The sequence below is a fragment of the Streptomyces sp. NPDC007971 genome (assembly GCF_042958635.1).
Classification (GTDB): domain Bacteria; phylum Actinomycetota; class Actinomycetes; order Streptomycetales; family Streptomycetaceae; genus Streptomyces.
Map to the genome: position 1 here is coordinate 119,619 of NZ_JBIBJK010000021.1, position 21,052 is coordinate 140,670.

Annotated in this window: 26 protein-coding genes and 1 riboswitch; of the genes, 13 read left to right on the forward strand and 13 right to left on the reverse strand. The window is 71.6% G+C overall.

Features of this window, described 5'->3' with window-relative positions:
- Nucleotides 1-4: 4 nt before the first annotated feature.
- On the reverse strand, nucleotides 5-817 hold the full coding sequence (locus tag ACFZCP_RS35310) for an ATP-binding cassette domain-containing protein (RefSeq protein WP_391436017.1): 813 nt from the start codon (nucleotides 815-817) through the stop codon (nucleotides 5-7).
- Between the two features lie 137 nt (nucleotides 818-954).
- On the opposite strand from ACFZCP_RS35310, the gene ACFZCP_RS35315 reads away from it, so the two are divergent.
- Together ACFZCP_RS35315 and ACFZCP_RS35320 are read left to right on the forward strand one after the other, a co-directional pair.
- Nucleotides 955-1,197: a toxin-antitoxin system HicB family antitoxin gene (locus tag ACFZCP_RS35315; RefSeq protein ID WP_391436021.1), complete on the forward strand. Its 243-nt coding sequence runs from the start codon at nucleotides 955-957 to the stop codon at nucleotides 1,195-1,197.
- Between the two features lie 4 nt (nucleotides 1,198-1,201).
- Nucleotides 1,202-1,576 (forward strand): fic family toxin-antitoxin system, toxin component, encoded by a 375-nt coding sequence (locus ACFZCP_RS35320; RefSeq protein ID WP_362695035.1) that lies wholly within the window; start codon nucleotides 1,202-1,204, stop codon nucleotides 1,574-1,576.
- A 26-nt stretch (nucleotides 1,577-1,602) separates the two neighbouring features.
- Here the strand turns inward: ACFZCP_RS35320 and ACFZCP_RS35325 are convergent, their stop codons facing one another.
- The 4 genes from ACFZCP_RS35325 to bioB all read right to left on the reverse strand — a co-directional run bounded on the left by ACFZCP_RS35325 (nucleotide 1,603) and on the right by bioB (nucleotide 5,737).
- Nucleotides 1,603-2,295 (reverse strand): class I SAM-dependent methyltransferase, encoded by a 693-nt coding sequence (locus ACFZCP_RS35325; protein WP_362695038.1) that lies wholly within the window; start codon nucleotides 2,293-2,295, stop codon nucleotides 1,603-1,605.
- A 233-nt stretch (nucleotides 2,296-2,528) separates the two neighbouring features.
- On the reverse strand, nucleotides 2,529-3,245 hold the full coding sequence (gene bioD / locus ACFZCP_RS35330) for a dethiobiotin synthase (RefSeq protein WP_391436029.1): 717 nt from the start codon (nucleotides 3,243-3,245) through the stop codon (nucleotides 2,529-2,531).
- Nucleotide 3,246: 1 nt separating this feature from the next.
- A complete protein-coding gene (locus tag ACFZCP_RS35335) occupies nucleotides 3,247-4,536 on the reverse strand; it encodes an adenosylmethionine--8-amino-7-oxononanoate transaminase (RefSeq protein WP_391436042.1) in 1,290 nt (429 codons plus the stop codon).
- On the reverse strand, nucleotides 4,529-5,737 hold the full coding sequence (gene bioB / locus ACFZCP_RS35340; RefSeq protein ID WP_391436046.1) for a biotin synthase BioB: 1,209 nt from the start codon (nucleotides 5,735-5,737) through the stop codon (nucleotides 4,529-4,531). The genes ACFZCP_RS35335 and bioB overlap by 8 nt, the downstream gene beginning before the upstream one ends.
- Nucleotides 5,738-5,884: 147 nt before the next feature.
- On the opposite strand from bioB, the gene ACFZCP_RS35345 reads away from it, so the two are divergent.
- A complete protein-coding gene (locus tag ACFZCP_RS35345) occupies nucleotides 5,885-7,012 on the forward strand; it encodes an aminotransferase class I/II-fold pyridoxal phosphate-dependent enzyme (protein WP_391436049.1) in 1,128 nt (375 codons plus the stop codon).
- Between the two features lie 205 nt (nucleotides 7,013-7,217).
- Here the strand turns inward: ACFZCP_RS35345 and ACFZCP_RS35350 are convergent, their stop codons facing one another.
- Both ACFZCP_RS35350 and ACFZCP_RS35355 read right to left on the reverse strand, forming a co-directional pair.
- The gene (locus ACFZCP_RS35350) at nucleotides 7,218-7,442 is read right to left on the reverse strand and encodes a DUF397 domain-containing protein (protein ID WP_362695050.1); all 225 of its coding nucleotides are present in this window, start codon (nucleotides 7,440-7,442) and stop codon (nucleotides 7,218-7,220) included.
- Between the two features lie 9 nt (nucleotides 7,443-7,451).
- Entirely contained in the window at nucleotides 7,452-8,312 is an 861-nt protein-coding gene (locus tag ACFZCP_RS35355; RefSeq protein WP_362695053.1) for a helix-turn-helix transcriptional regulator, read from the reverse strand.
- Between the two features lie 212 nt (nucleotides 8,313-8,524).
- Here ACFZCP_RS35355 and ACFZCP_RS35360 point away from each other — a divergent pair, with 212 nt between their 5' ends.
- A complete protein-coding gene (locus ACFZCP_RS35360; protein ID WP_362695056.1) occupies nucleotides 8,525-8,980 on the forward strand; it encodes an ATP-binding protein in 456 nt (151 codons plus the stop codon).
- 95 nt (nucleotides 8,981-9,075) lie between these two features.
- Here ACFZCP_RS35360 and ACFZCP_RS35365 read toward each other — a convergent pair whose 3' ends face one another.
- Nucleotides 9,076-10,014, reverse strand: a complete 939-nt coding sequence (locus ACFZCP_RS35365) for a LysR substrate-binding domain-containing protein (protein ID WP_391436059.1) — start codon at nucleotides 10,012-10,014, stop codon at nucleotides 9,076-9,078.
- An 84-nt stretch (nucleotides 10,015-10,098) separates the two neighbouring features.
- On the opposite strand from ACFZCP_RS35365, the gene ACFZCP_RS35370 reads away from it, so the two are divergent.
- Nucleotides 10,099-10,734 (forward strand): LysE family transporter, encoded by a 636-nt coding sequence (locus ACFZCP_RS35370; RefSeq protein WP_391436063.1) that lies wholly within the window; start codon nucleotides 10,099-10,101, stop codon nucleotides 10,732-10,734.
- Nucleotides 10,735-10,741: 7 nt separating this feature from the next.
- Here the strand turns inward: ACFZCP_RS35370 and ACFZCP_RS35375 are convergent, their stop codons facing one another.
- The 3 genes from ACFZCP_RS35375 to ACFZCP_RS35385 all read right to left on the reverse strand — a co-directional run bounded on the left by ACFZCP_RS35375 (nucleotide 10,742) and on the right by ACFZCP_RS35385 (nucleotide 12,733).
- Nucleotides 10,742-11,215, reverse strand: a complete 474-nt coding sequence (locus tag ACFZCP_RS35375; protein ID WP_391436067.1) for an NlpC/P60 family protein — start codon at nucleotides 11,213-11,215, stop codon at nucleotides 10,742-10,744.
- Nucleotides 11,216-11,217: 2 nt separating this feature from the next.
- A riboswitch (cyclic di-AMP (ydaO/yuaA leader) is annotated at nucleotides 11,218-11,348 on the reverse strand.
- 433 nt (nucleotides 11,349-11,781) lie between these two features.
- Nucleotides 11,782-12,090: a hypothetical protein gene (locus ACFZCP_RS35380; protein ID WP_362695068.1), complete on the reverse strand. Its 309-nt coding sequence runs from the start codon at nucleotides 12,088-12,090 to the stop codon at nucleotides 11,782-11,784.
- A 7-nt stretch (nucleotides 12,091-12,097) separates the two neighbouring features.
- Nucleotides 12,098-12,733 carry an ATP-dependent Clp protease proteolytic subunit gene (locus ACFZCP_RS35385; protein WP_391436071.1) on the reverse strand — a complete coding sequence of 212 codons (636 nt, stop codon included), beginning with the start codon at nucleotides 12,731-12,733 and terminating at the stop codon, nucleotides 12,098-12,100.
- Nucleotides 12,734-12,818: 85 nt separating this feature from the next.
- On the opposite strand from ACFZCP_RS35385, the gene ACFZCP_RS35390 reads away from it, so the two are divergent.
- From ACFZCP_RS35390 to ACFZCP_RS35425, 8 genes are all read left to right on the forward strand, one after another.
- A complete protein-coding gene (locus tag ACFZCP_RS35390; RefSeq protein ID WP_391436074.1) occupies nucleotides 12,819-13,097 on the forward strand; it encodes a type II toxin-antitoxin system prevent-host-death family antitoxin in 279 nt (92 codons plus the stop codon).
- A 268-nt stretch (nucleotides 13,098-13,365) separates the two neighbouring features.
- The gene (locus tag ACFZCP_RS35395; RefSeq protein ID WP_391436077.1) at nucleotides 13,366-13,668 is read left to right on the forward strand and encodes an urease subunit gamma; all 303 of its coding nucleotides are present in this window, start codon (nucleotides 13,366-13,368) and stop codon (nucleotides 13,666-13,668) included.
- 10 nt (nucleotides 13,669-13,678) lie between these two features.
- On the forward strand, nucleotides 13,679-13,990 hold the full coding sequence (locus ACFZCP_RS35400; protein ID WP_362695080.1) for an urease subunit beta: 312 nt from the start codon (nucleotides 13,679-13,681) through the stop codon (nucleotides 13,988-13,990).
- Nucleotides 13,983-15,704: an urease subunit alpha gene (locus ACFZCP_RS35405; RefSeq protein WP_391436096.1), complete on the forward strand. Its 1,722-nt coding sequence runs from the start codon at nucleotides 13,983-13,985 to the stop codon at nucleotides 15,702-15,704. Before ACFZCP_RS35400 ends, ACFZCP_RS35405 begins: the two co-directional genes overlap by 8 nt.
- Complete coding sequence (locus tag ACFZCP_RS35410) at nucleotides 15,704-16,378, forward strand: urease accessory UreF family protein (RefSeq protein ID WP_362695086.1); 675 nt, start codon at nucleotides 15,704-15,706, stop codon at nucleotides 16,376-16,378. Before ACFZCP_RS35405 ends, ACFZCP_RS35410 begins: the two co-directional genes overlap by 1 nt.
- Nucleotides 16,379-16,483: 105 nt before the next feature.
- Nucleotides 16,484-17,161, forward strand: coding sequence for an urease accessory protein UreG (ureG, locus tag ACFZCP_RS35415; RefSeq protein ID WP_362695089.1), 678 nt, complete (start codon nucleotides 16,484-16,486; stop codon nucleotides 17,159-17,161).
- A complete protein-coding gene (locus tag ACFZCP_RS35420; RefSeq protein WP_391436104.1) occupies nucleotides 17,149-17,967 on the forward strand; it encodes an urease accessory protein UreD in 819 nt (272 codons plus the stop codon). Before ureG ends, ACFZCP_RS35420 begins: the two co-directional genes overlap by 13 nt.
- 111 nt (nucleotides 17,968-18,078) lie before the next feature.
- Nucleotides 18,079-19,674, forward strand: a complete 1,596-nt coding sequence (locus tag ACFZCP_RS35425; protein WP_391436110.1) for an alpha/beta fold hydrolase — start codon at nucleotides 18,079-18,081, stop codon at nucleotides 19,672-19,674.
- A gap of 54 nt (nucleotides 19,675-19,728) precedes the next feature.
- Here ACFZCP_RS35425 and ACFZCP_RS35430 read toward each other — a convergent pair whose 3' ends face one another.
- Complete coding sequence (locus tag ACFZCP_RS35430; RefSeq protein ID WP_391436113.1) at nucleotides 19,729-20,448, reverse strand: 1-acyl-sn-glycerol-3-phosphate acyltransferase; 720 nt, start codon at nucleotides 20,446-20,448, stop codon at nucleotides 19,729-19,731.
- Nucleotides 20,449-20,546: 98 nt separating this feature from the next.
- On the reverse strand, nucleotides 20,547-20,975 hold the full coding sequence (locus tag ACFZCP_RS35435) for a hypothetical protein (RefSeq protein WP_391436115.1): 429 nt from the start codon (nucleotides 20,973-20,975) through the stop codon (nucleotides 20,547-20,549).
- Between the last annotated feature and the right edge of the window lie 77 nt (nucleotides 20,976-21,052).

Genomic DNA, 21,052 nt, shown 5'->3' on the forward strand with positions numbered 1-21,052 from the left:
GGGGTCAGTCCTCCCGGGCCGTGCTGCCGTCGCCGAGCCGCCCGCGCACCACGTCGAACGCCTTCATGCGCTCCAGCACGGCGTCCGCCGTCGGCCGCTCCATCCGGTCCACGATCCGCCCGTCGCCGAGGAAGAGCACCAGGTCGGAGTGGGCGGCCGCGCCCGGGTCGTGGGTGACCATGACCACGGTCTGCCCCAGGTCGTCCACGGCCCTGCGCAAAAAGCCCAGCACTTCGAGGCCGGCTCGCGAGTCGAGGTTCCCGGTCGGCTCGTCGGCGAAGATCAGCTCGGGCCGGGAGGCCAGGGCCCGGGCGCAGGCGACGCGCTGCTGCTGGCCGCCCGAGAGCTGCGCCGGGCGGTGCGTGAGGCGGCCCCGCAGTCCGAGCGTGTCGATGACCTGGTCCAGCCACGCCTGGTCGGGCCTGCGGCCCGCGATGTTCATGGGAAGCGTGATGTTCTCGGCCGCGGTCAGCGTCGGGATGAGGTTGAACGACTGGAACATGAACCCGATGCGGTCCCGTCTCAGCCGGGTCAGTTCCCGGTCCTTCAGGCCCGTGATCTCCGTGTCACCGATCCAGACCTGCCCGGCCGAGACGCTGTCCAGGCCGGCCAGACAGTGCATGAGCGTGGACTTCCCCGAGCCCGAGGGGCCCATCACGGCGGTGTAGCGGCCGCGCGCGATCTCCACGTCCACCGAGTCCAGGGCGAGTACGGCCGTCTCGCCCGAGCCGTAGGCCTTGGTCAGCCCGCGGGTGCGGGCCGCGGTCGAGCCGTCGCGCGCCCGGCCCGGGGCGTGTTCGGCAGCAGGTGTGGACAAGACCGCCTCCCGGTCGTCGACTCCCTCGTACCGGCCGAGCCTAATGTGACCCGCCCCACAGCCGGAATCCCCGGGAGAGCCCCTTCGCAGAGCCGGGGCCCTTGCCGTTGCTAGCAGTTCGGCGCTAGCGTCAAAGCATGGCCAAGACCCAGCTGAACGTGCGTGTGGACGAGGGCACCGCCAAAGCGGCCCGCGAGCGCGCCCTGGCGCGCGGCATGAGCGTCAACCGCTACATCGAAGAGCTGGTCAGACAGGACACCGGGGAAGCGGGCCGTACCTTCGTGGACGCGGCCGCCGACTTCATGAAGCAGTACGAGTCCGTGTTCGCCGAGGAGTTCGGCGAGGCGCGCGGCACCGGCTCGGGCGAAGGCCGCAGCTGATCCCTTGAACGAGCTCAGTATCGATCTCGCCTGGCTCCTCATGCTCGCCGAACAGAAGATGCCGGGGGACCCGCAGGTCACCGACTGGGGTGCCCTGGTCGCCGCCGTCGCCCGGCACCGGGCCGAGATATTCGACGTGCCCGTCTACGACACCCCGCACGCCCGTGCCGCCGCCCTGCTCCAGCTGCTCGTCCATGTGCCGGCTCTGGAGCGCTCCAACGCCCTGTTCGCCTCGGCCGTCGCCTACGCCTACCTGGTCGCCAGCGGTCTGAAGGTCGTCACCTCGCCCGAACAGGTCCGTGACCTTGCCCGGCTGGTCAAGAGCGGCGAGGCGGACATCGACGACATCGCCCGGGAGCTGCGCCGCTGGAGCCTGTGACGAGCGGGGTCCGGCAGCGCACCGGATCAGTGCGCGTCCGGTTCGCCGGGCCGCCGGGCACTTCCCAGCACACAGTACGAGGTGGGCATTCTGGGCCCCTTCTCGGGCACCAGTACCTGCCGGTACGGCCCGAGTTCGAACCCGGCCTCGCGCAGTGCGGCGACCGGGGCCCGGGCGACATGGCAGCCGCCGTTCAGCGCGGGCCACAGCGTCCGGTCCAGGGTGCGCTGAGTCAGCGTCATCACCCGGCCGCCGCCCCGGCCGTGCTCGAAGAACCGCACCTCGCCGCCCGGTTTGAGGACCCGCCGTACCTCGCCCAGTGCCCGCGGTACGTCCCGCACGCTGCACAGCACCAGTGACAGCACGACCGCATCGAAGCCCTCGCTCTTCACCGGCAGCGCCTCCGCGGTCCCCGGCACCACGTCGACCGGTACCTGGACGTGCAGGGCCGACTGCAGGGCCATCTTCCTGAGCAGCGGCTCCGGTTCGATCGCCACGACCTCCGCGACGGTCCCCGGATAGTGCCCGAAGTTCAGTCCGTTGCCGGCGCCGATCTCGATCACCCGCCCCGACAGCCCGGCGAGCAGCCGCTCACGCACCCCGGCCAGTCCCAGCCGGGTCTCGGCGGCCACGCTGAACCGGGCGTAGCAGCGGGCGAAGAGCGGATGGTGGACGGGGCTGCGCGCCACCGTGCCGGAACCGGTCGACAACAACCGCATGGCAACCTCCCGGAAGGGTCGGGCCTACGGTGATTGTCCCCCGGGAAACCCCGTTGCACCCCCGGCGAAACGCCCGGCATCGCCCACGGTGCAGTCGCGCCCTGTTCCTGGCCGCCGTCGCACCGGACAGACACGGCCGGGCCCGCCCGATAGCTGACGGACGCGGACGGTGCCGCCCGATACCTCACGGGCTCGGGCGGCGGTGTCCGTGCCTGACGGTCCGGGCGGTGCTGTCAGGGCGCCTCTCGCATCCGGAACGCCTCCGCGTCCCACGTCCCGTCCAGGCGCGGCGCGAGCCAGCCCGGGGCCGCCGCGCGGAAGTCCGCGGGAGCCAGGGCCGCGGCCCCCGCGGGCAGCGCCCCGAGCAGCGGGGCGCCGGCGACCTCCGGCAGGTCGGCGACGTTGCAGCGGGAGGCGAGGTCGGGGGCATCGGGCCAGCTGCCGATCACCACACCGGCAGGCTCCAGATCGCGCGAGCGCAGCTCACGAGCCGTCAGCTCCGTGGTGTTGAGCGTGCCCAGACCGGCCGTGGCGACGACCAGCACCGGCGCGTTCAGCAGCTGCGCCGCGTCCGCCAGCGTCCCGCCCGCCTCGTCGAACCGGACGAGCAGCCCGCCCGCCCCCTCGATCAGCACCAGATCGTGCTCGGCGGCCAGCTTGGCCGCGGCCTCGGCCACCTCGCTCGGCCGTACGGGAGCCATGCCCGCACGCCGGGCCGCCGTACCCGGTGCCAACGGCTCGGGGAAGCGGGCCAGTTCGGCGGTCGTGACCGGACCCGCGAGCCGGACGACCTCGTCGGCGTCCCCGCGCTCGTCGGGCCCAACCCCCGTCTGCGCGGCCTTCAGCACGGCCACCGAACGCCCGGCCGCGAGCGCCGAGGCGGCGACGGCGGCGGTGGTGACCGTCTTGCCGACCTCCGTGCCCGTCCCCGTGATCACCAGTACCTGCATCTCATCCCTCCTGTGCCGCGGAGCACACGGCGCGCGCGATGCGTGCCACGTCGTCGTCCCCGGTCACGTACGGCGGCATCGTGTAGACCATGTCGCGGAACGGGCGCAGCCACACGCCCTCCCGCACGGCGGCCCGGGTGGCCGCGGCCATGTCCACCTCGTGGTCCAGCTGGACGACCCCGATGGCGCCCAGGACGCGGACGTCCTTGACGCCCGGCAGTTCCGCGGCCGGCGCGAGGCCCTCGCGCAGACCCGCCCCGACGCGCTCGACCTCCGCGCGCCAGTCCTGTCCGAGCAGCAGCTCGATGGAGGCGCAGGCGACGGCTGCCGCCAGCGGATTACCCATGAACGTCGGCCCGTGGGCGAGCACCGGCACCTCGCCCTGCGAGATCCCGTCGGCCACGCGCGCGGTGCAGAGCGTCGCCGCCATCGTCAGATAGCCGCCGGTCAGCGCCTTGCCCAGGCACATCACGTCCGGAGCGACGCCCGCGTGCTCCGCCGCGAACATCGCGCCCGTGCGTCCGAAACCGGTGGCGATCTCGTCGAACACCAGCAGCACGTCGTGCGCGTCGCACGCCTCGCGCAGCACCCGCAGGTACGCGGGGGAGTGGAACCGCATCCCGCCCGCGCCCTGCACCACCGGCTCGACGATCACCGCGGCCAGCTCGTCCGCATGGCGTCCGATCAGCTTGCGCAGATGCTCGGCGTACGACTCCTCGTACTCCGCCGGCGGTGCCTCGGCGAACACCTGGCGCTGGAGCACACCGGTCCACAACTCGTGCATACCGCCCTGGGGGTCGCACACCGACATCGGCTGCCAGGTGTCGCCGTGATAGCCGCCCCGCCAGGTCAGCAGGCGCTGCTTGCCGGGCCGGCCGAGCGAGCGCCAGTACTGCAGGCACATCTTGACCGCGACCTCGACCGACACCGACCCCGAGTCGGCCAGGAACACATGCTCCAGACCATCGGGCGACATGTCGACAAGGTGCTTCGCGAGCCGTACGGCGGGCTCGTGCGTGAGCCCGCCGAACATCACATGGCTCATCCGCCCGAGCTGAGCCTGCACAGCCTCGTTGAGCACCGGGTGGTTGTAGCCGTGGATCGCCGACCACCACGACGACATGCCGTCGACGAGTTCGCCCGAGCCGTCGGCAAGACGCAGCCGGACCCCGCTCGCCGACTCCACGACGAGCGGTTCGGCACGCCCGGGCATCGGGCCGTACGGGTGCCACACGTGCCGCCGGTCCAGCTCCACCAGCTCGGGCACGCTCAGGCCGTGCAGGTCAGGCATTGGGCGCGAGGTCCGTTCCGGCGCCCCGGCGGCGGACGGCGACGAGGTCGCTGCGCCGCTCGTTCGCGGCGGGCACCGACGCCGTACCGCCGGCGTCCGCTCCCTCGTGCGAGCCACAGACGGACCCGCACCCTGCGCCCTCGTGCGATCCGCACCCGGCACTCTCGTGCGATCCGCACCCGCCGCCGGCGGCAGCGGCCCGGTGTTCCGGCAGCGTCACCCGGTCGGTGCCCTCGACCTCGAACCCGGCGTCCGCGATCATCTCCAGGTCGGCCTTGCCCGCCTGGCCCTCACTGGTCAGGTAGTCACCGAGGAAGATCGAGTTGGCCAGGTTCAGGGCGAGGGGCTGCATCGTGCGCAGGTGGACCTCGCGGCCGCCCGCGATACGCACCTCCACGTCCGGGCAGACGAAGCGGACCATCGCGAGGATGCGCAGACAACGCTGCGGGGTGAGGTTCCACTCCGTGGAGAGCGGGGTGCCCTCCATCGGGATCAGGAAATTCACCGGAACGGAGTCCGGGTCCAGCTCCCGCAGCGAGAAGACGACGTCCACCAGGTCCTCGTCGGTCTCGCCCATGCCCGCGATCAGGCCCGAGCAGGCGGACAGCCCGGCCGCGTGCGCCTTGTGCACCGTGTCCACCCGGTCGGCGTACGTGTGGGTCGTGGTGATGTCCCCGTACGTGGCCTCGGAGGTGTTCAGGTTGTGGTTGTAGGCGTCCGCCCCCGCCTCGCGCAGCCGTTCGGCCTGGCCGTCGGAGAGCAGGCCGAGGCAGGCGCACACCTCGACGCCCTCGTTCTGGCCCTTGATGGCCTTGATGGTCTCGGAGACCCGGTCCACGTCCCGGTCCGTCGGGCCGCGCCCGCTGGCCACCAGACAGACCCGCTTGGCCCCGCCGGCCAGGCCTGCCGCGGCCGCCTGGGAGGCCTCGTCGGGCTTGATCCAGGTGTACTTGAGGATGTCGGCCTTGGAGCCGAGGCGCTGGGAGCAGTAGGAGCAGTCCTCCGGGCACAGGCCGGACTTGAGGTTGACCAGGTAGTTGAGTTTCACGCGCCGGCCGAACCAGTGCCGGCGCACCTTGCCGGCCGCAGCCACCACATCGAGCAGGTCGTCGTCGGAGGTGGCGAGCACGGCGAGTGCTTCCTCACGGGTCGGCAGCTCGCGCCGCAGCCCCTTGTCCACCAGCGTGTTCAGCAGGTCCATGAGGCCCGATCCTGTCGTACGGGACCGCCCGGGGCCAAGGAGAGTTTGCACAACGGAGACGGATCACCGTGTGGGTATTGCCACACCCTGGGCGGCTGATCGTGCCGCTAGGGTCTGTGCGCTACCTACAAAAGCCCCGGAGGACCCATGGCGTTCGGCTGGATCGACGAGCAGGCCGAGGCGCGCCGCCGCGCCGGACTCGTGCGGACCCTGCGCCCGCGCCCCGCCGACTCGCCGCTGCTGGACCTGGCGGGCAACGACTACCTGGGCCTGGCCCACCACCCCGAGATCGTCGAGGGGGCCGCCGCTGCCGCCCGCCGGTGGGGCGGCGGTTCCACCGGCTCCCGGCTGGTCACCGGAACCACCGAGCTGCACGCCGAGCTGGAGCGGGAACTGGCGGACTTCTGCGGCTTCGAGGCCGCGCTGGTCTTCGCGTCCGGCTACGCGGCGAACCTGGCCGCCGTCACCGCGCTCGGCCCGCACGGCTCCCTCATCGTCTCCGACGCGGGCAACCACGCCTCGCTCATCGACGGCTGCCGGCTGGCCCGGGCGGCCAAACAGGTGGTCGGGCACGCCGATCCGGAGGCGGTGGGCAAGGCGCTCGCCGGGCACCGGGGTGCGGCGATCGTCGTCTCCGACTCGGTCTTCTCCGTCGACGGCGACGCGGCACCGCTGGCCGCGCTGGCCGGGGCCTGCCGGGAACACGGGGCGGGTCTGGTCGTGGACGACGCCCATGGGCTCGGCGTGCTGGGCGACGGCGGCCGGGGCGCCGTCGAGGCGGCCGGTCTCGCCGGGGCCGACGACGTGGTCGTCACGGCCACGCTCTCCAAGTCGCTGGGCAGCCAGGGCGGCGTGGTGCTCGGCCCGGCGCGGGTGATCGACCATCTGGTCAATGCGGCCCGCACGTTCATCTTCGACACGGGCCTCGCGCCCGCCGCCGTGGGCGCGGCGCTGGCGGCGCTGCGGCTGCTGCGACGCGAGCCGGCGCGGGCGGCGCGGGCCCGCGGGGTCGCCGTCGAGCTGCACACGCGCCTGACCGCCGCGGGTCTGGAGGCGGTGCGTCCGGACGCCGCGGTGGTCTCCGTGCGGGCTCCGTCCCCGGAGCAGGCCGTGCAATGGGCGGCGGACTGCCGTACGGCAGGCCTGGCCGTGGGCTGCTTCCGTCCTCCTTCCGTGCCCGACGGCATCTCTCGGCTGAGGCTCACCGCCCGCGCGGACCTGTCCGGGGCCGAGATCGAACGCGCTGTACGAGTGATCGACGAAACGCGACCATGAGTCGGCGTGACACGGCCGTGCATCGCACGAGAGTGATCGAATCTGATCAGTAGGGATGGGTCGGTCCGACCGGGTTGATCGAGTCGATCATGCAGGTCGAGTCGGTCGAGTCAGTCGAGTCGGTCTGTTCGGTCCGGTCGGTCATGTCGGTCGGGTCGGGTCGGTCCGACCGGTGTCGGATCTCTCCGATCGGTGGGGACTGGGATCACCGGAGCGCGGTCACGAACCCCGCCCAGCTCCCGGGGGAGAAGAGCAGCGCGGGTCCGGCCGGGTCCTTGGAGTCGCGCACGGCGAGCAGTCCGGCCCACGGGCCGGAGTGCGGCCGAGCCGTCTCCACGCAGTTGTTCGCTCCGGTGCTGTAGCTGCTGCGCAGCCATCGCGCCTCGTGCAGATCGGTACTTGCAGGGACGTTCCGAGGCAGTGCTGGCATGGTGCCTCCTTACGCGCCGTCACCTATCCCGGCGATGTAATCCAACGAGTCCTCGGGGGAAAGGGCGTGGATCTGAAGGGTGTTGAAGGCCTCGGAGTAGGCCATGAGGTCTTCTTTCCGTTCCAGATAGAGGCTACTCGTCAGCTGGTCGAGAACAACCACATCCAGATCAGAAGTGCTCGGAAATGAGAAGATAACGAAAGGGCCGGTGAGGCCGACATGCGCCCCCGCGGCGAACGGCAGCACCTGGAGCCGCACCTGCGGCAGCCGTGCGGCCTCGACCAGCCGGGCCAGCTGCCGCGCCATCACCTCCGGTCCGCCGACGTCGCGTTTGAGGACCGCCTCGTCCAGCACCGCGCTCAGCGTCAGTGGGGGATCCCGGCGCAGCACGTCCTGCCGGGCCAGCCGCACCTCCACCAGCGCGTCCAGCCGCTCCTCGTCGACCCCCTCCACGGCCGCCCGGGTCACCGCGCGGGCGTACTCGGGCGTCTGCAGCAGCCCCGGGACCACCGTGGTCTCCAGCGTGCGCATCTCGCTCGCCTGCGACTCCAGGCTGATGAAATCGCGGTAGGTGGGCGGCAGGATCCCCCGGTAGGCGTGCCACCACCGGCTGCGCCCGCCCGCCTCCTCGGACCCCGCCAACATCAGCAGCAACTCGCGCAGTTGCCCGTCCCGCACCCCGTAGGCATCCAGGAGTAACCGCACATCGGCCGGTTTCACACCGCTCGCGCCGGTCTCGATGCGGCTCACCTTCGACTGGTGCCAGCCCACCAGACGGGCCGCCTCGCCACTGGTGAGCCCCGTCCCCGTGCGCAGCGTGCGCAGCTCGGCGCCGAGTTTGCGGCGCCGTACCGCGGGACCGTTCTGCATGGGGTACTCCTTACTCCTTACGGGCCGCCCAAATACGGTCTCCCGTCGCAGAGTTCACCGCTTTGAGCGACAGATATATGCATATCCCGGTGGATCGCTCCCCAGACCGGCCCGGTAATGGCAGTCTGGCGACGAAGCACCAGTGCGGGACCGTACTCGAACCATCCGCTCCTCGCCGGACTGCGGGCCCGTGGGAAAGGGACGACGTCGCCATGGCAGACCATCTGGAAGCATCCGTCACTCTGCCGAGCGATCCCGCCTCGGTCTCCGCGGCCCGCTCCTACGTGGTGGGGACCCTCGCGGAGTGGGGTCTGCCACCGGACACCGACGCGGCCGACACCGTGCGGCTGATCGTCTCCGAACTCGCCACCAACGCCGTACAGCACACCTTCGGACAGTCACCCACCTTCACCGTCGACATCGCCCTGCACCACGACGAACAACTCCGCATCGGTGTGACGGACAGTCATCCGCGCTTTCCGAAGAGACTGCCCGCAGCCGTCCAGCAGGACAACGGGCGCGGCATGGTCATCATCCGCTGGCTCACCGCCGAGTGCGGCGGCAAGCTCCGCGTCCGCCCCACCCGCGAGGGCGGCAAGACGGTCTCCATCGAGCTGCCGTGGGCCCTCCCGGCCGAGCCGGTCGCGGCGGGCCAGCCGGACCCCTAGAGCGCGCCCGGGCGTCCACGGGGGCCCCAGGACGGCGTCCCGCCACCCCCACCGTCGCAGTCCGCAGGGCCAAGCCCACCCGGCCGGGGGACGGTTCACCGGGACGGGCGCTGACGCTCCGGGGCGTGCTGCGCCCGGCCGAAGGCCCCGTGCAGCAGAGCGCGGAACGCCTCCACCGCCGGAGCGACCTCGTCGGCCCGGAAGGCGACCGAGATCGTGCGCCGTAGCCGTCCCCCCTCCAACGGACGTACCCCGACCGGAGTGACGGCGGTCCGCGCCACCATCTCCGGTACGAGGGCCACCCCGAGCCCGGCGCTGACCAGTGCGCACACAACGGCGTACCCGGGGGTCGGCACCAGCAGCGCCGCGGTGGCGCCCGCCTCGGCCAGCAGCGCCTCCACCCCTCGCCGGGCGGGATGGTGCGGCGCCATGCTGATCAGCGGCTGCCCCGCCAGCTCCGCCAGGGGCAGCCGGGACGAGGCGCTGCTCAGGACGTGGCCCGGAGCCGTCACCAGCACCAGCTCCTCCTCCAGGACCGGCTCCAGAGCGACCGAGGAGGGCACGGGGACGGGTTCGGCGGGGTGGTAGGTGTGGGTCAGCGCCAGGTCCACCTCACCGGCCGCCACCGCCGTGACCCCCGACGGCGGGTCGTAGTCGGCGACCGACAGCCGGACGTCCGGATGCGCCCGGCGGAACGCGCTCAGCGCCGGCGGCAGCAGATGGACGCCCGCGGTCGGGAACGTCCCCAGCCGCAGCACCCCGCCCGTGAGCCCGGTCAGCCGGGCCAGCTCGTGCCGGGCCTGCTCCATCTCGTCCAGCACCCGACGGGCCCGCGCCACCAGCACTTCGCCCGCCTCGGTCAGCCGCGCCCCGCGGTGGTGACGCACCAGCAGCGCCGTGCCGGCCTCCCGCTCCAGCTTGGCCAGCTGCTGGGACAGTGCAGGCGGCGTGTAGCCGAGCCGGTCGGCGGCCCGGGTGATGGAGCCCGCCTCCGCGACGGCGACGAGCGCGGCGAGCCGGGTCGGGTCGTACATGGCGCCAGCCTAAAGCATTGCTTCAGGCAGACCTCCATGATTCTAAATACCTGATGAAGGCTACGGCCGGGCAGTCTGGGGCCCATGGACGGACAGCTCATCGCCTTCACCGGGATCGCCGCCGGTCTGGTCGCCATGCCCGGCGCCGACTTCACGGTGGTGGTCCGCAACGCCCTGGTCTCCCGCCGGGCCGGCGCGGTCTGCGGGCTCGGGATCGCCGCGGGCCTCCTCGTGCACACCACACTCGCGGTGGCCGGGGTCGCGGCGGTGCTGGTCGCCGTACCCGCGCTCTTTCGCGCGCTGCAACTGCTGGGCGGTGCCTATGTGCTGCAGCTCGGGCTGCGGACCCTGTGGCCGCTACGGCGGTCCGCCGCCGAGGACGCGGCCTCGGCCGGGCACCCGTCGGCCGCGCACTCGGCCGGGCACCCGCTCCGGCAGGGCTTCGTCACCAACGTCCTCAACCCGAAGGCCTCACTGACCTTCCTCAGCCTGCTGCCCCAGTTCGTGCCGTCCGGCGGCTCCGCCCTGCCCAGGACACTGCTGCTCGCGCTGATCGTCTGCGTGATCGCGCTGGCCTGGTTCCAGGTGGTGGCCCTGCTGGTGGACCGGCTCGGCAGGTGGCTGCGCCGACCCCGGGCCGCCCGCATGCTGCAGGCGGGCACCGGGGTGGCGCTGACGGCGCTGGGAGCGGCTCTTCTGCTGGAGCCGCTCCTGCGCTGAGCCCGGGTCAGCTGACCCGGCCGTACCAGACGCTCCTGGTCCAGATCCTCTCCAGCCGCACCACGGCCCCGGTCCTCGGTGCGTGCCAGATCTTGTTCTTCCCCGCGTAGATACCGACGTGGTAGACGCTGGAACCCGAGTGGAAGAACACCAGATCGCCGGCCTTGCGGCTCCCGGCCGAGATGTGATGCGTCCTGTTGTACTGCTGGGCGGCCGTACGCGGCAGCTTCTTGCCCACCTTCTTGAACGAGTAGAGCGTCAGCCCCGAGCAGTCGAACCGGCGCGGCCCGGTGGCCCCGTACTGGTAGGGGGAACCCTTCTTGGACGCCGCGATCTGGAGGGCTTTCGTCGCTATGGTGGCGGCCGAGGCGTCGGTGGCAAGCCCCGGGACCATGATCGAGCCGCCCACGGCGGCGAGGGTGAGGGCCGAGGCCGTGCCGGCCCGGGCCATCAGCGACGGGACACGATTGAGCGCAGTCATGCGCAACCCTTCGTCAGCCGCCTGTGAAGGATGACCTGTCGGATTCGGGCTGGCGAAGTTGCCCGGCCGCGTTGCCACGGCTTCACCCCAAGGGCTGCTCGGCACGACCGTCCGTCTGCGACGAACGTCCGTCCCGGCGACCCGTCTTGCTCGGGTCCTCCACTCCTGCCGATCCACTTCTGTCGACCGGTCATCCGGGCGGCGGCAGGACTCGGCGTCCGCCCGGACCGCCCCGCCGCGGTGGCGGGGGCTTGTCGTCAGACAGGGATCTTGACTCACAGCTGTCCGAAAATCCCAACGGAATCGGGGATTTGTGGCGTTACTCACCACTCACCCGTTCGGGTGGACACCACCATGTTCGAGTCATCGTCAGGTCCCGCACGTAGCCCCCGACCTGGGGCGGAGCATGCATGCACGAGCCTCAAACGCGTGGTGCGTGCAAGTCCGAACGCCCGGAAAACGATCGCGAGATACCCCGGTCGGCGGTAGACCGTTCGGGCCGTTTGAAGTCCTGCCCCGGCGACGGGTCGACGCGGGCGGCCCGACGGGCCACCCGCGCGTCCGGATCAGCCGACGCAGTCGGGCGGGAGCGTGACGCGCGCAGTACGGCGCTCGCCGTCCAGCACCCGCAAGGCCCGTGCCAGCGTGTCCCCATGCAGCTCCGTCTCGCCCCGCTGGTGCATCAGGGTCAGGGCGTCGCGCAGCTCGGACGCCTTGCGCACCAGGGCCTGCGCCGCGCGCAGTCCGCGGTAGGTGTCCCCGGACTGCGCCGGGTTGATCCGGCCCAGCAGGTCGACCGCCTCCAGGTAACGGTCGATCAGTTCGCCCTCGGCGCGGGTCAGTGCGGGCAGCGGCGGAAGTTCGGGTGGAAGCATCGGGGGCTCACCCCGCGTGCCCGGCGCCGGGGGTCTCCCTGCGGCCCGGGACGATGCCGTCCACGAGCCCGTACGCGAGCGCGCCCGGCGCATCCAGCATCAGGTCCCGCTCCAGGTCCTGGCGGACCTGCTCGGCGGTGCGCCCGGTGTGCCGCACCAGCATCGTCTCCATCAGGGAGCGCATCCGCGTCAACTCCTCGGCCTGGATGACGAGGTCGCTCGGCTGCCCCTGGGCCGGTTCGTGCAGTGCGGGCTGTTCGAGCACCACACGGGCGTTAGGCAGGATGAACCGCTTGCCCGGTGTGCCGGCCGCGAGCAGCACCGCGGCGGCCGAGGCGGCCTGGCCCAGACAGTAGGTCTCCACGTCGCACGTGACGTACTGGATCGTGTCGTAGACCGCGGTCATGGCGGTGAACGAGCCGCCCGGGCAGTTGAGGTACAGGGTGATGTCCCGGTCCGGTGCCGCGTGTTCGAGCTGCATGAACTGTGTGACCACATCGGTCGCGGCGGTGTCGTCGAGGGGCGTCCCGAGAAAGACGACCCGGCTCTCGAACAGCTTCGAGTACGGATCGAGCGTGCGGTGGCCCGTGCTCGTGCGCTCGCTGAACTCGGGCAGGACATGACGGGCGGACGGTCGGGTCATGGGTGTACCCCTCCTCCGGGCGGGGCACCGGCGGCCCCACTTCTGTAAAAAATGTACAGGACGTACGTGACGTTATGATGGGGGTATGGCCTACGAGATTCCGGTGACGCAAGCCAGGGCTGAGCTCGCCGACCTGATCAACCGGGTGGTGTACGGCGGTGAGCGCGTCGTCGTGACTCGGCACGGCAAGCCGCTCGTCGCGCTGGTCTCGGCCGCCGACCTGGAGCGGCTCGACGCTCTCGACGAGCCCGCCGAGGAGCAGGTGATCAGTTCGGTGTCCGGGGTGCGCGAGGTGAATTCCGCCGCGCGCGAACGGCAGCGATTCGGGATCGCCGCGGAACACCGGGGGCCCGGCGTCTCGTGATCGGGGCGGGAGTCCGGCCGTTGTGCGCGGACGGGTGTGCCCGTCGCGCAGGTATGAGCTAGCCCACTGCGCAGTCATACGCTGCTCAAGGTCTGGTTAACGTCGCTGAAACTCCGGCGAACTAGCCTGCCGTTCCATGCCATCAGGGGTTTTTCTGCCCGTATTGCTTCACGATCGGGCGAATTTGTCTGTGTGTTACACCTAACCCGTCGCGATGGCTGCGGCAACCGGACCCCGCACGGTCCGGGCAAGGACTGTGAGGTGGGACGTGCAACTGACCCCGCACGAGCAAGAGAGACTGCTCATCCATGTGGCGGCGGACGTGGCCGAGAAACGCCGGGCCCGTGGCCTGCGGCTCAACCACCCGGAGGCGGTCGCCCTCATCACGTCGCACATCCTGGAGGGCGCGCGCGACGGCCGCAGTGTCGCCGAGCTGATGTCCACCGGCCGCAAGGTTCTGACCAGGGACGACGTCATGGACGGGGTTCCGGAGATGATCCACGACGTACAGGTCGAGGCCACCTTCCCGGACGGCACGAAGCTCGTCACCGTGCACGAGCCGATCATCTGAGGGGGCCGCGTTGATTCCCGGAGAGGTTCTGTTCGCGGACGGCCCCATCGTCTGCAACGAAGGCCGTGAGGTCACCCGGCTGACCGTCCTCAACGCCGCCGACCGGCCCGTCCAGGTCGGCTCCCACTACCACTTCGCCGAGGCCAACCCCGGCCTGGAGTTCGACCGCGCCGCCGCACACGGCAAGCGGCTGGACGTCGCCGCCGGCACCGCCGTGCGCTTCGAGCCCGGCATCCCCGTCGACGTCGAACTCGTACCCCTCGCCGGCGCCCGGATCGTGCCCGGTCTGCGCGGGGGGACCGGAGGTGCCCTCGATGCGTGAGATCTCCCGAGAGGCCTACGCCGACCTCTTCGGCCCCACCACCGGCGACCGCATCCGGCTCGCCGACACCGACCTGCTGATCGAGATCGAGGAGGACCGCTGCGGCGGCCCCGGACTCGCCGGTGACGAGGCGGTCTTCGGCGGCGGCAAGGTCATCCGCGAATCCATGGGCCAGTCGCGTGCCACCCGCGCCGAGGGCACGCCCGACACGGTCGTCACCGGGGTCGTCGTCGTCGACCACTGGGGCATCGTCAAGGCGGACGTCGGCATCCGCGACGGGCGGATCACGGGCATCGGCAAGGCGGGCAACCCCGACACGATGGACGGGGTCCACCCGGACCTGGTCATCGGCCCGGAGACCGAGGTGATCGCCGGAAACGGGCGCCTCCTGACCGCCGGTGCCATCGACGCGCACGTCCACTTCATCTGCCCGCAGATCGCCGACGAGGCGCTCGCCGCCGGTGTCACCACCCTGGTCGGAGGCGGCACCGGACCCGCCGAGGGCTCCAAGGCGACCACGGTGACGCCCGGCCCCTGGCACCTGGCCCGGATGCTGGAGGCGATGGAGCAGTACCCGCTCAACATCGGTTTCCTCGGCAAGGGCAACACCGTCTCCCACGAGGCGATGCTCTCCCAGATCCGCGGCGGCGCCCTCGGCCTCAAACTGCACGAGGACTGGGGCTCCACCCCGGCCGTCATCGACGCGGCCCTGACCGTGGCCGAGCGCACCGGCATCCAGGTCGCCATCCACACGGACACCCTCAACGAGGCCGGATTCGTCGGCGACACCCTCGCCGCGATCGCCGGCCGGGGCATCCACGCGTACCATACCGAGGGCGCCGGCGGCGGACACGCACCGGACATCATGACCGTGGTCTGCGAACCGCACGTCCTGCCCAGCTCGACCAACCCGACCCGGCCCTTCACCGTCAACACCGCCGAGGAACACCTCGACATGCTGATGGTGTGCCACCACCTCAATCCGGCGGTGCCCGAGGACCTGGCGTTCGCCGAGTCCCGGATCCGGCCGTCCACCATCGGCGCGGAGGACATCCTCCACGACCTCGGCGCCATCTCGATCATCTCCTCCGACTCCCAGGCCATGGGCCGCGTCGGCGAGGTCGTCCTGCGCACCTGGCAGACCGCGCACGTGATGAAGCGGCGGCGTGGCGCACTGCCCGGTGACGGCCACGCGGACAACCGGCGGGTACGGCGCTACGTCGCCAAGTACACGATCAACCCGGCGCTCGCCCAGGGACTCGCCCGCGAGATCGGCTCCGTCGAGACCGGCAAGCTCGCCGACCTGGTGCTGTGGGAGCCCGCGTTCTTCGGGGTCAAACCGCTCCTCGTCATCAAGGGCGGCCAGATCGCGTACGCACAGATGGGTGACGCCAACGCCTCCATCCCGACCCCGCAGCCGATCCTGCCGCGGCCGATGTACGGGGCGATCGGGCGGGCACCGGCGGCCAACTCGTTCAACTTCGTGGCCCCGCTGGCCGTCGAGGACGGACTGCCGGAGCGGCTTCAGCTCGGCAAGCGGTTCGTCGCCATCGACTCCACGCGCAGGGTGACCAAGGCGGACATGCGGGAGAACGACGCCCGTCCCCAGGTGAAGATCGACCCCGACAGCTTCGCCGTGCACATCGACGGCGAGCTGGTCGAGGCCTCACCGGCCGCCGAACTGCCCATGGCCCAGCGTTACTTCCTCTTCTGATGACCCGGGCAGCACTTCTCGTCCTGGCCGACGGCCGCTTCCCCGCCGGCGGACACGCACACTCCGGTGGGGCGGAGGCCGCCGTCAAGGCGGGCCGGATCACCTGCGCCGCGAGCCTGGAGGACTTCTGCCGGGGGCGGCTGCACACCGCGGGACTGGTCGCGGGGGCGCTGGCCGCTGCCACCGTCCTGGGCACCGAACCCCGGGAGCTGGACGCGGCGGCGGACGCCCGCACCCCCTCACCCGCCCTGCGGGCCGCAGCGCGCAGGCTCGGCCGGCAGCTGCTGCGGGCCGCACGGGCCAGCTGGCCCTCGGACGAACTCGAAGCGCTGGCCCGGGAGTTCCCCAAGGGGGCGCACCAGCCGATCGTCCTCGGCCTCGCCGCCCGGGCGGCCGGGCTCGGGCCCATGGACGCGGCCCACTGCGCGGCCTACGAGAGCGTGAGCGGACCGGCGACGGCCACCGTGCGGCTGCTGAGCCTCGATCCCTTCGACGCGACAGGCGTTCTGGCCCGGCTGGCGCCGGAGCTGGACCGCGTCGCGGACGCGGCGGTCCGGGCGGCGCGGAGAGTCGCCGACGAGGGCGTCGACGCACTGCCCGCCGCGTCGGGGCCGCTGCTGGAGGTCGGCGCGCAATGGCACGCGGACTGGCCCGTACGACTGTTCGCGTCCTGACCCGGGGTACGCCCCCCCCGCCCCCCACCTCGGCCCGAACGGCCTCGCCCGCGACCGCAGGACGAGCCGATCGGTGCCGCACCCGGCCGAAAGGGAGCCGCTGACATGCATCTCGACCACACCCACCACGGCCCCGGCGCCGTGAGCGCCGACGCCCGCCGCCCCGACGGTTCGCGCCGCGCCCTACGCATCGGGCTCGGCGGGCCCGTCGGGTCCGGGAAGACCGCGACCGTCGCCGCGCTGTGCCGGGCACTGCGCGACGAACTGTCGCTGGCCGTCGTCACCAACGACATCTACACCCGCGAGGACGCCGAGTTCCTGCTCCGCGAAGCCGTGCTGCCCCCCGAGCGGATCACGGCCGTGGAGACCGGCGCCTGCCCGCACACCGCGATCCGCGACGACATCTCCGCCAACCTCGAAGCGGTCGAGGACCTGGAGGAAGCGGTCGGGCCGCTGGACCTGATCCTCGTGGAGTCCGGCGGGGACAACCTGACGGCGACCTTCTCCAAGGGCCTCGTGGACGCGCAGATCTTCGTGATCGACGTGGCCGGCGGCGACGACATCCCGCGCAAGGGCGGGCCCGGCGTCACCACCGCCGACCTGCTCGTGGTCAACAAGACCGACCTCGCCCCCTACGTCGGCTCCGACCTCGGCCGGATGGCCGCCGACGCCAAGGCGCAGCGGGCCGAACTCCCCGTCGTCCTCCAGTCGTTGCGCGGGGGGACCGGAGTCGCGGACGTCGCTGCCTGGGTGCGGGAGCGGCTCGGCGCATGGACGGCATGACGACGACCGGAGTCCGGATGGCGGCGACCGGAGTCCGGGCGCACGCACGGATCGTGGCCCGCGCCGACGGACGCGGCGGTACGGCGCTGCCCGTGCTGGACGGCGACGGCCCGCTCGCGCTGCGCCGCACCCGGGGCAGCGGCGGGCAGGCGCGGGTCATGGTCGTCGGCGCGATGAGCGGCCCGCTCGGCGGCGACCGCTTCGCGCTGGACGCGCGCGTGGACGAGGGCGCCCGGCTCCATGTGGGGTCGGCCGCCGCCACCATCGCGCTCCCCGGCCAGGCCAAGGGCGAGGCGCGCTACGACGTGCGGCTCGACGTGGCCGGCGGCGGCGTGCTGCACTGGCTGCCCGAGCAGCTGATCGCGGCCGCCGGCAGCGATCTGTACGTCACCACGCGGGCCGAAGTGGGCGCCGGGGCACGGCTCGTGCTGCGCGAGGAGCAGGTGCTCGGACGGTCCGGGGAGGAGCCCGGGCGGCTCACCAGCCGGCTCACGGTGCGGGTCGCGGGCCGTACCGTCCTGGACCAGGAGCTGTCCTGCGGGCCCGGTGCGCCGGGCGGCTGGGACGGGCCCGCCGTGCTCGCCGGGCACCGGTCCGTCGGTCAACTGGTCGTCGTCCGGCCCGAGTTCGCCGACGAGATGCCTGCCGCGCGGATGCTGGGGGAGAGCGCCGCACTGATACCGCTCGCCGGGCCCGCCGTACTCGTCAGCGTCGTGGCCCCCGACGCACTCAGGCTGCGGCGACTGCTGGACGAGGCGTCGGTCCTGCTCGGACGGACCGACCCCCTTCTGTTCAGCCGGACGTGATCGTCCGTTTATCGGATTGGTAAAGAAAGTCCTGCACCCCCTGTTCTCAGCTGCCTCACAGCCGGGAGGATCCCCGTCTGACCATTCGAAGACGTAGGGGGAGGGGCCAACTTGAGTCAGAACAGACCGAAGGGCCGTCTACTGGCGTTCGGTTCAGCCGGAGCGCTCGTCACCGCGACCCTGATAGCCGGCGCGGTGTCGGCGCCCGCGGCCAGCGCCGACAGCCGCCACGGAGGCGACCGCGAGGCCCGCGGCGCCGAGATCGCCGCCGCCCGCGCCGCCAAGGCCGGCATCGACTGGCAGGACTGCCCGGCGGACTGGGGGTTTGCGAAGCCCATCCAGTGCGGCTGGGTGAGCGTGCCGCTCGACTACGCCGCGCCGAACGGCAAGCAGATCAAGCTCGCCGTCGACCGCATCGGCAACACCGGTACGCCGCAGGAGCGCCAGGGCGCGCTCGTCTACAACCCGGGCGGCCCCGGCGCCTCGGGGATGCGTTTCCCGACCCGGGTCACCAACAAGAACGCGATCTGGGCGAACGTCGCCAAGGCCTACGACTTCGTGGGCTTCGACCCGCGCGGTGTCGGCCACTCCGCGCCCATCTCCTGCGTCGACCCGCAGCAGTTCGTCAAGGCGCCCAAGGCCGACCCGGTGCCGGACACCGAGGCCGACAAGAAGGCCCAGCGCAAGCTCGCCCGCGAGTACGCCGAGGGATGCGCCGAGCGCAGCGGCGCCATGCTGCCGCACATGACCACGCCGAACACCGCCCGCGACCTGGACGTCATCCGTGCCGCGCTCGGCGAGAAGAAGCTCAACTACCTCGGCGTCTCCTACGGCACCTACCTCGGCGCCGTCTACGGCACCCTCTTCCCGGGCCACCTGCGCCGGATGATCGTCGACAGCGTGGTCGGCCCGTCGCGCGAGAACATCTGGTACGAGGCCAACCTCAACCAGGACATCGCCTTCGAGGGCCGCTGGAAGGACTGGGAGAACTGGGTCGCCGCCAACGACGCAGCCTTCCACCTCGGCACCACCCGCGCCGCCGTCCAGGCCAAGTGGCTCGACCTGCGGGCCACCGCCAAGAAGAACCCCATCGGCGGGGTCGTCGGCCCGGCCGAGCTGATCTCCTTCTTCCAGAGCGCGCCGTACTACGACTCCTCGTGGGTACCGGTGGCGACGGTGTTCAGCAAGTACGCCGCCGGCGACACCAAGGCGCTCGTCGACGCCGCCGCGCCCGACCTGTCGAACACGGCCGGCAACATCAGCGCGGAGAACGGCAACGCCGTCTACACCGCCGTCGAGTGCGCCGACGCCAAGTGGCCCACCAGCTGGCAGAAGTGGGACCGGGACAACACCCGGCTCAACAAGGACTACCCGTTCATGACCTGGGCCAACGCCTGGATGAACCTGCCCTGTGCCACCTGGCCGACGAAGCAGCTGACCCCGGTGCACGTCACGACGCACCGCGGCCTGCCGCCCGTGCTGATCGTCCAGTCCACGCGGGACGCGGCGACCCCGTACCAGGGCGCCGTCGACCTGCACAAGCGCTTCAAGGGCTCCCGCCTGATCACCGAGGAGGGCGCGGGCTCCCACGGTGTGACCGGTCTGCTCAACCCGTGCATCAACGAGCGGGTCGACTCCTACCTGCTCAGCGGTGAGCTGGACTCCTCCGACGTGTCCTGCGCGCCGCACGCGACGCCCAAGCCGTAGCCGCTCCGGTACGGCGACGAGGGGCGGCCGGGCTTCTGGGCCGCCCCTTCGCCGTCAACCGAGCGGTGCCCGGGGGAACTTGCGCTCCTTCTTCTCCGCGGCCTGCTCCGCCTTGACGACGCCTGCGTACTGGTCGACGTACTCCTGCTCGGACAGCGTGAGGATCGCGTACATGATCTCGTCGGTGATGGCCCGCAGGATGGCCTTCTCGTGCTCCATGCCGGCGTAGCGGGAGAAGTCGAGCGGCTTGCCGAAGCGGATGACGACGGGGTGGATGTGGGGGATCACCTTGCCGGGCGGCTGCGCCTCGAAAGTGCCGATCATCGCGCAGGGCACGACCGGCACCCCGGCCCTCAGCGCCATCACCGCGACCCCCACCTTGCCCTTGTACAGCCGGCCGTCGTGCGAACGGGTCCCCTCCGGGTAGATGCCCAGCAGTTCGCCCTTGTCCAGCACGCCGAGCCCCTCACGGATCGCCGCCTGCCCCGCGTCCTTGCCCGAGCGGTCCACCGGGATCTGCCCCGCGCTGCGGAAGAAGAACGCGGTGAGCCGGCCCTTGACGCCGGGCCCCGTGAAGTACTCCGCCTTGGCCAGGAAGGTGATGCGGCGCTTGAGGATCGCCGGCATCAGAAAGTGGTCGGAGAAGGAGAGATGGTTCCCGGCGACGATCGCGGGACCCGACGCCGGTACGTTCTCCAGGCCCTCGATCCGCGGACGGAAGACCAGTCTGAGCACAGGGCCCAGCAGCACGTACTTGAGCAGGTAGTAGAACAAGGGGTCGCTCCTCACACGGGCGGATCGACACAGCGTAAGCGTGCGTGCACTCACGCGGAACAGGGTCCGTCCCTGTTCATGCTGACCCCTTGCGGCCTCTACTGACGGGTAATCAGGCGGGCTGTCGGGTGTGGCTGCGGCATCTCGGCCGTGTCGTAGGAGAACCAGGCGAGGAACGCGACGACGAACAGTCCCTCGGCGAGCAGGGACAGCGGGCCGTACGGCGCCTCCCAGCCGTCTTCGTAGTACCCGCCCGGCAGACCGACCGTGCGCGACATCGCGAAACCGACGACCATGCCGAGACTGGCCGGCACGCCGGTCAGCCAGGCGGCCACGGGACGTCTCTGCACGACGAGCGCCACAGCCACGACCAGCATGACGACGCTTCCCACGGCGAAGAGCAGACCGATGTAGAACGCCTCCTCCAGGTGGACGGGGACGAGCAGTGCGTGCAGGACCGCATCGGTGACGGCGCAGGACACGGCCACTCCCGTCCAGACGACTTCGACGGGGTGGGTGGAGTTCATGATGTATCCCGGTGCTGAGGGGAGGAGCGAAGCGGAAGCGGACGAGCAGTCGTCCTCCGTCCATGGATCTCTTTGTC

Excerpts from the sequence above, each read along its gene's own strand:
- ACFZCP_RS35315 (WP_391436021.1), top strand. The coding sequence starts at position 955 with ATGGCCAAGACCCAGCTGAACGTGCGTGTGGACGAGGGCACCGCCAAA.
- ACFZCP_RS35325 (WP_362695038.1), bottom strand. The coding sequence starts at position 2,295 with ATGCGGTTGTTGTCGACCGGTTCCGGCACGGTGGCGCGCAGCCCCGTC.
- bioD (WP_391436029.1), bottom strand. The coding sequence starts at position 3,245 with ATGCAGGTACTGGTGATCACGGGGACGGGCACGGAGGTCGGCAAGACG.
- ACFZCP_RS35335 (WP_391436042.1), bottom strand. The coding sequence starts at position 4,536 with ATGCCTGACCTGCACGGCCTGAGCGTGCCCGAGCTGGTGGAGCTGGAC.
- bioB (WP_391436046.1), bottom strand. The coding sequence starts at position 5,737 with ATGGACCTGCTGAACACGCTGGTGGACAAGGGGCTGCGGCGCGAGCTG.
- ACFZCP_RS35345 (WP_391436049.1), top strand. The coding sequence starts at position 5,885 with ATGGCGTTCGGCTGGATCGACGAGCAGGCCGAGGCGCGCCGCCGCGCC.
- ACFZCP_RS35350 (WP_362695050.1), bottom strand. The coding sequence starts at position 7,442 with ATGCCAGCACTGCCTCGGAACGTCCCTGCAAGTACCGATCTGCACGAG.
- ACFZCP_RS35355 (WP_362695053.1), bottom strand. The coding sequence starts at position 8,312 with ATGCAGAACGGTCCCGCGGTACGGCGCCGCAAACTCGGCGCCGAGCTG.
- ACFZCP_RS35360 (WP_362695056.1), top strand. The coding sequence starts at position 8,525 with ATGGCAGACCATCTGGAAGCATCCGTCACTCTGCCGAGCGATCCCGCC.
- ACFZCP_RS35365 (WP_391436059.1), bottom strand. The coding sequence starts at position 10,014 with ATGTACGACCCGACCCGGCTCGCCGCGCTCGTCGCCGTCGCGGAGGCG.
- ACFZCP_RS35370 (WP_391436063.1), top strand. The coding sequence starts at position 10,099 with ATGGACGGACAGCTCATCGCCTTCACCGGGATCGCCGCCGGTCTGGTC.
- ACFZCP_RS35375 (WP_391436067.1), bottom strand. The coding sequence starts at position 11,215 with ATGACTGCGCTCAATCGTGTCCCGTCGCTGATGGCCCGGGCCGGCACG.
- ACFZCP_RS35380 (WP_362695068.1), bottom strand. The coding sequence starts at position 12,090 with ATGCTTCCACCCGAACTTCCGCCGCTGCCCGCACTGACCCGCGCCGAG.
- ACFZCP_RS35385 (WP_391436071.1), bottom strand. The coding sequence starts at position 12,733 with ATGACCCGACCGTCCGCCCGTCATGTCCTGCCCGAGTTCAGCGAGCGC.
- ACFZCP_RS35390 (WP_391436074.1), top strand. The coding sequence starts at position 12,819 with ATGGCCTACGAGATTCCGGTGACGCAAGCCAGGGCTGAGCTCGCCGAC.
- ACFZCP_RS35405 (WP_391436096.1), top strand. The coding sequence starts at position 13,983 with ATGCGTGAGATCTCCCGAGAGGCCTACGCCGACCTCTTCGGCCCCACC.
- ACFZCP_RS35410 (WP_362695086.1), top strand. The coding sequence starts at position 15,704 with ATGACCCGGGCAGCACTTCTCGTCCTGGCCGACGGCCGCTTCCCCGCC.
- ureG (WP_362695089.1), top strand. The coding sequence starts at position 16,484 with ATGCATCTCGACCACACCCACCACGGCCCCGGCGCCGTGAGCGCCGAC.
- ACFZCP_RS35420 (WP_391436104.1), top strand. The coding sequence starts at position 17,149 with ATGGACGGCATGACGACGACCGGAGTCCGGATGGCGGCGACCGGAGTC.
- ACFZCP_RS35435 (WP_391436115.1), bottom strand. The coding sequence starts at position 20,975 with ATGAACTCCACCCACCCCGTCGAAGTCGTCTGGACGGGAGTGGCCGTG.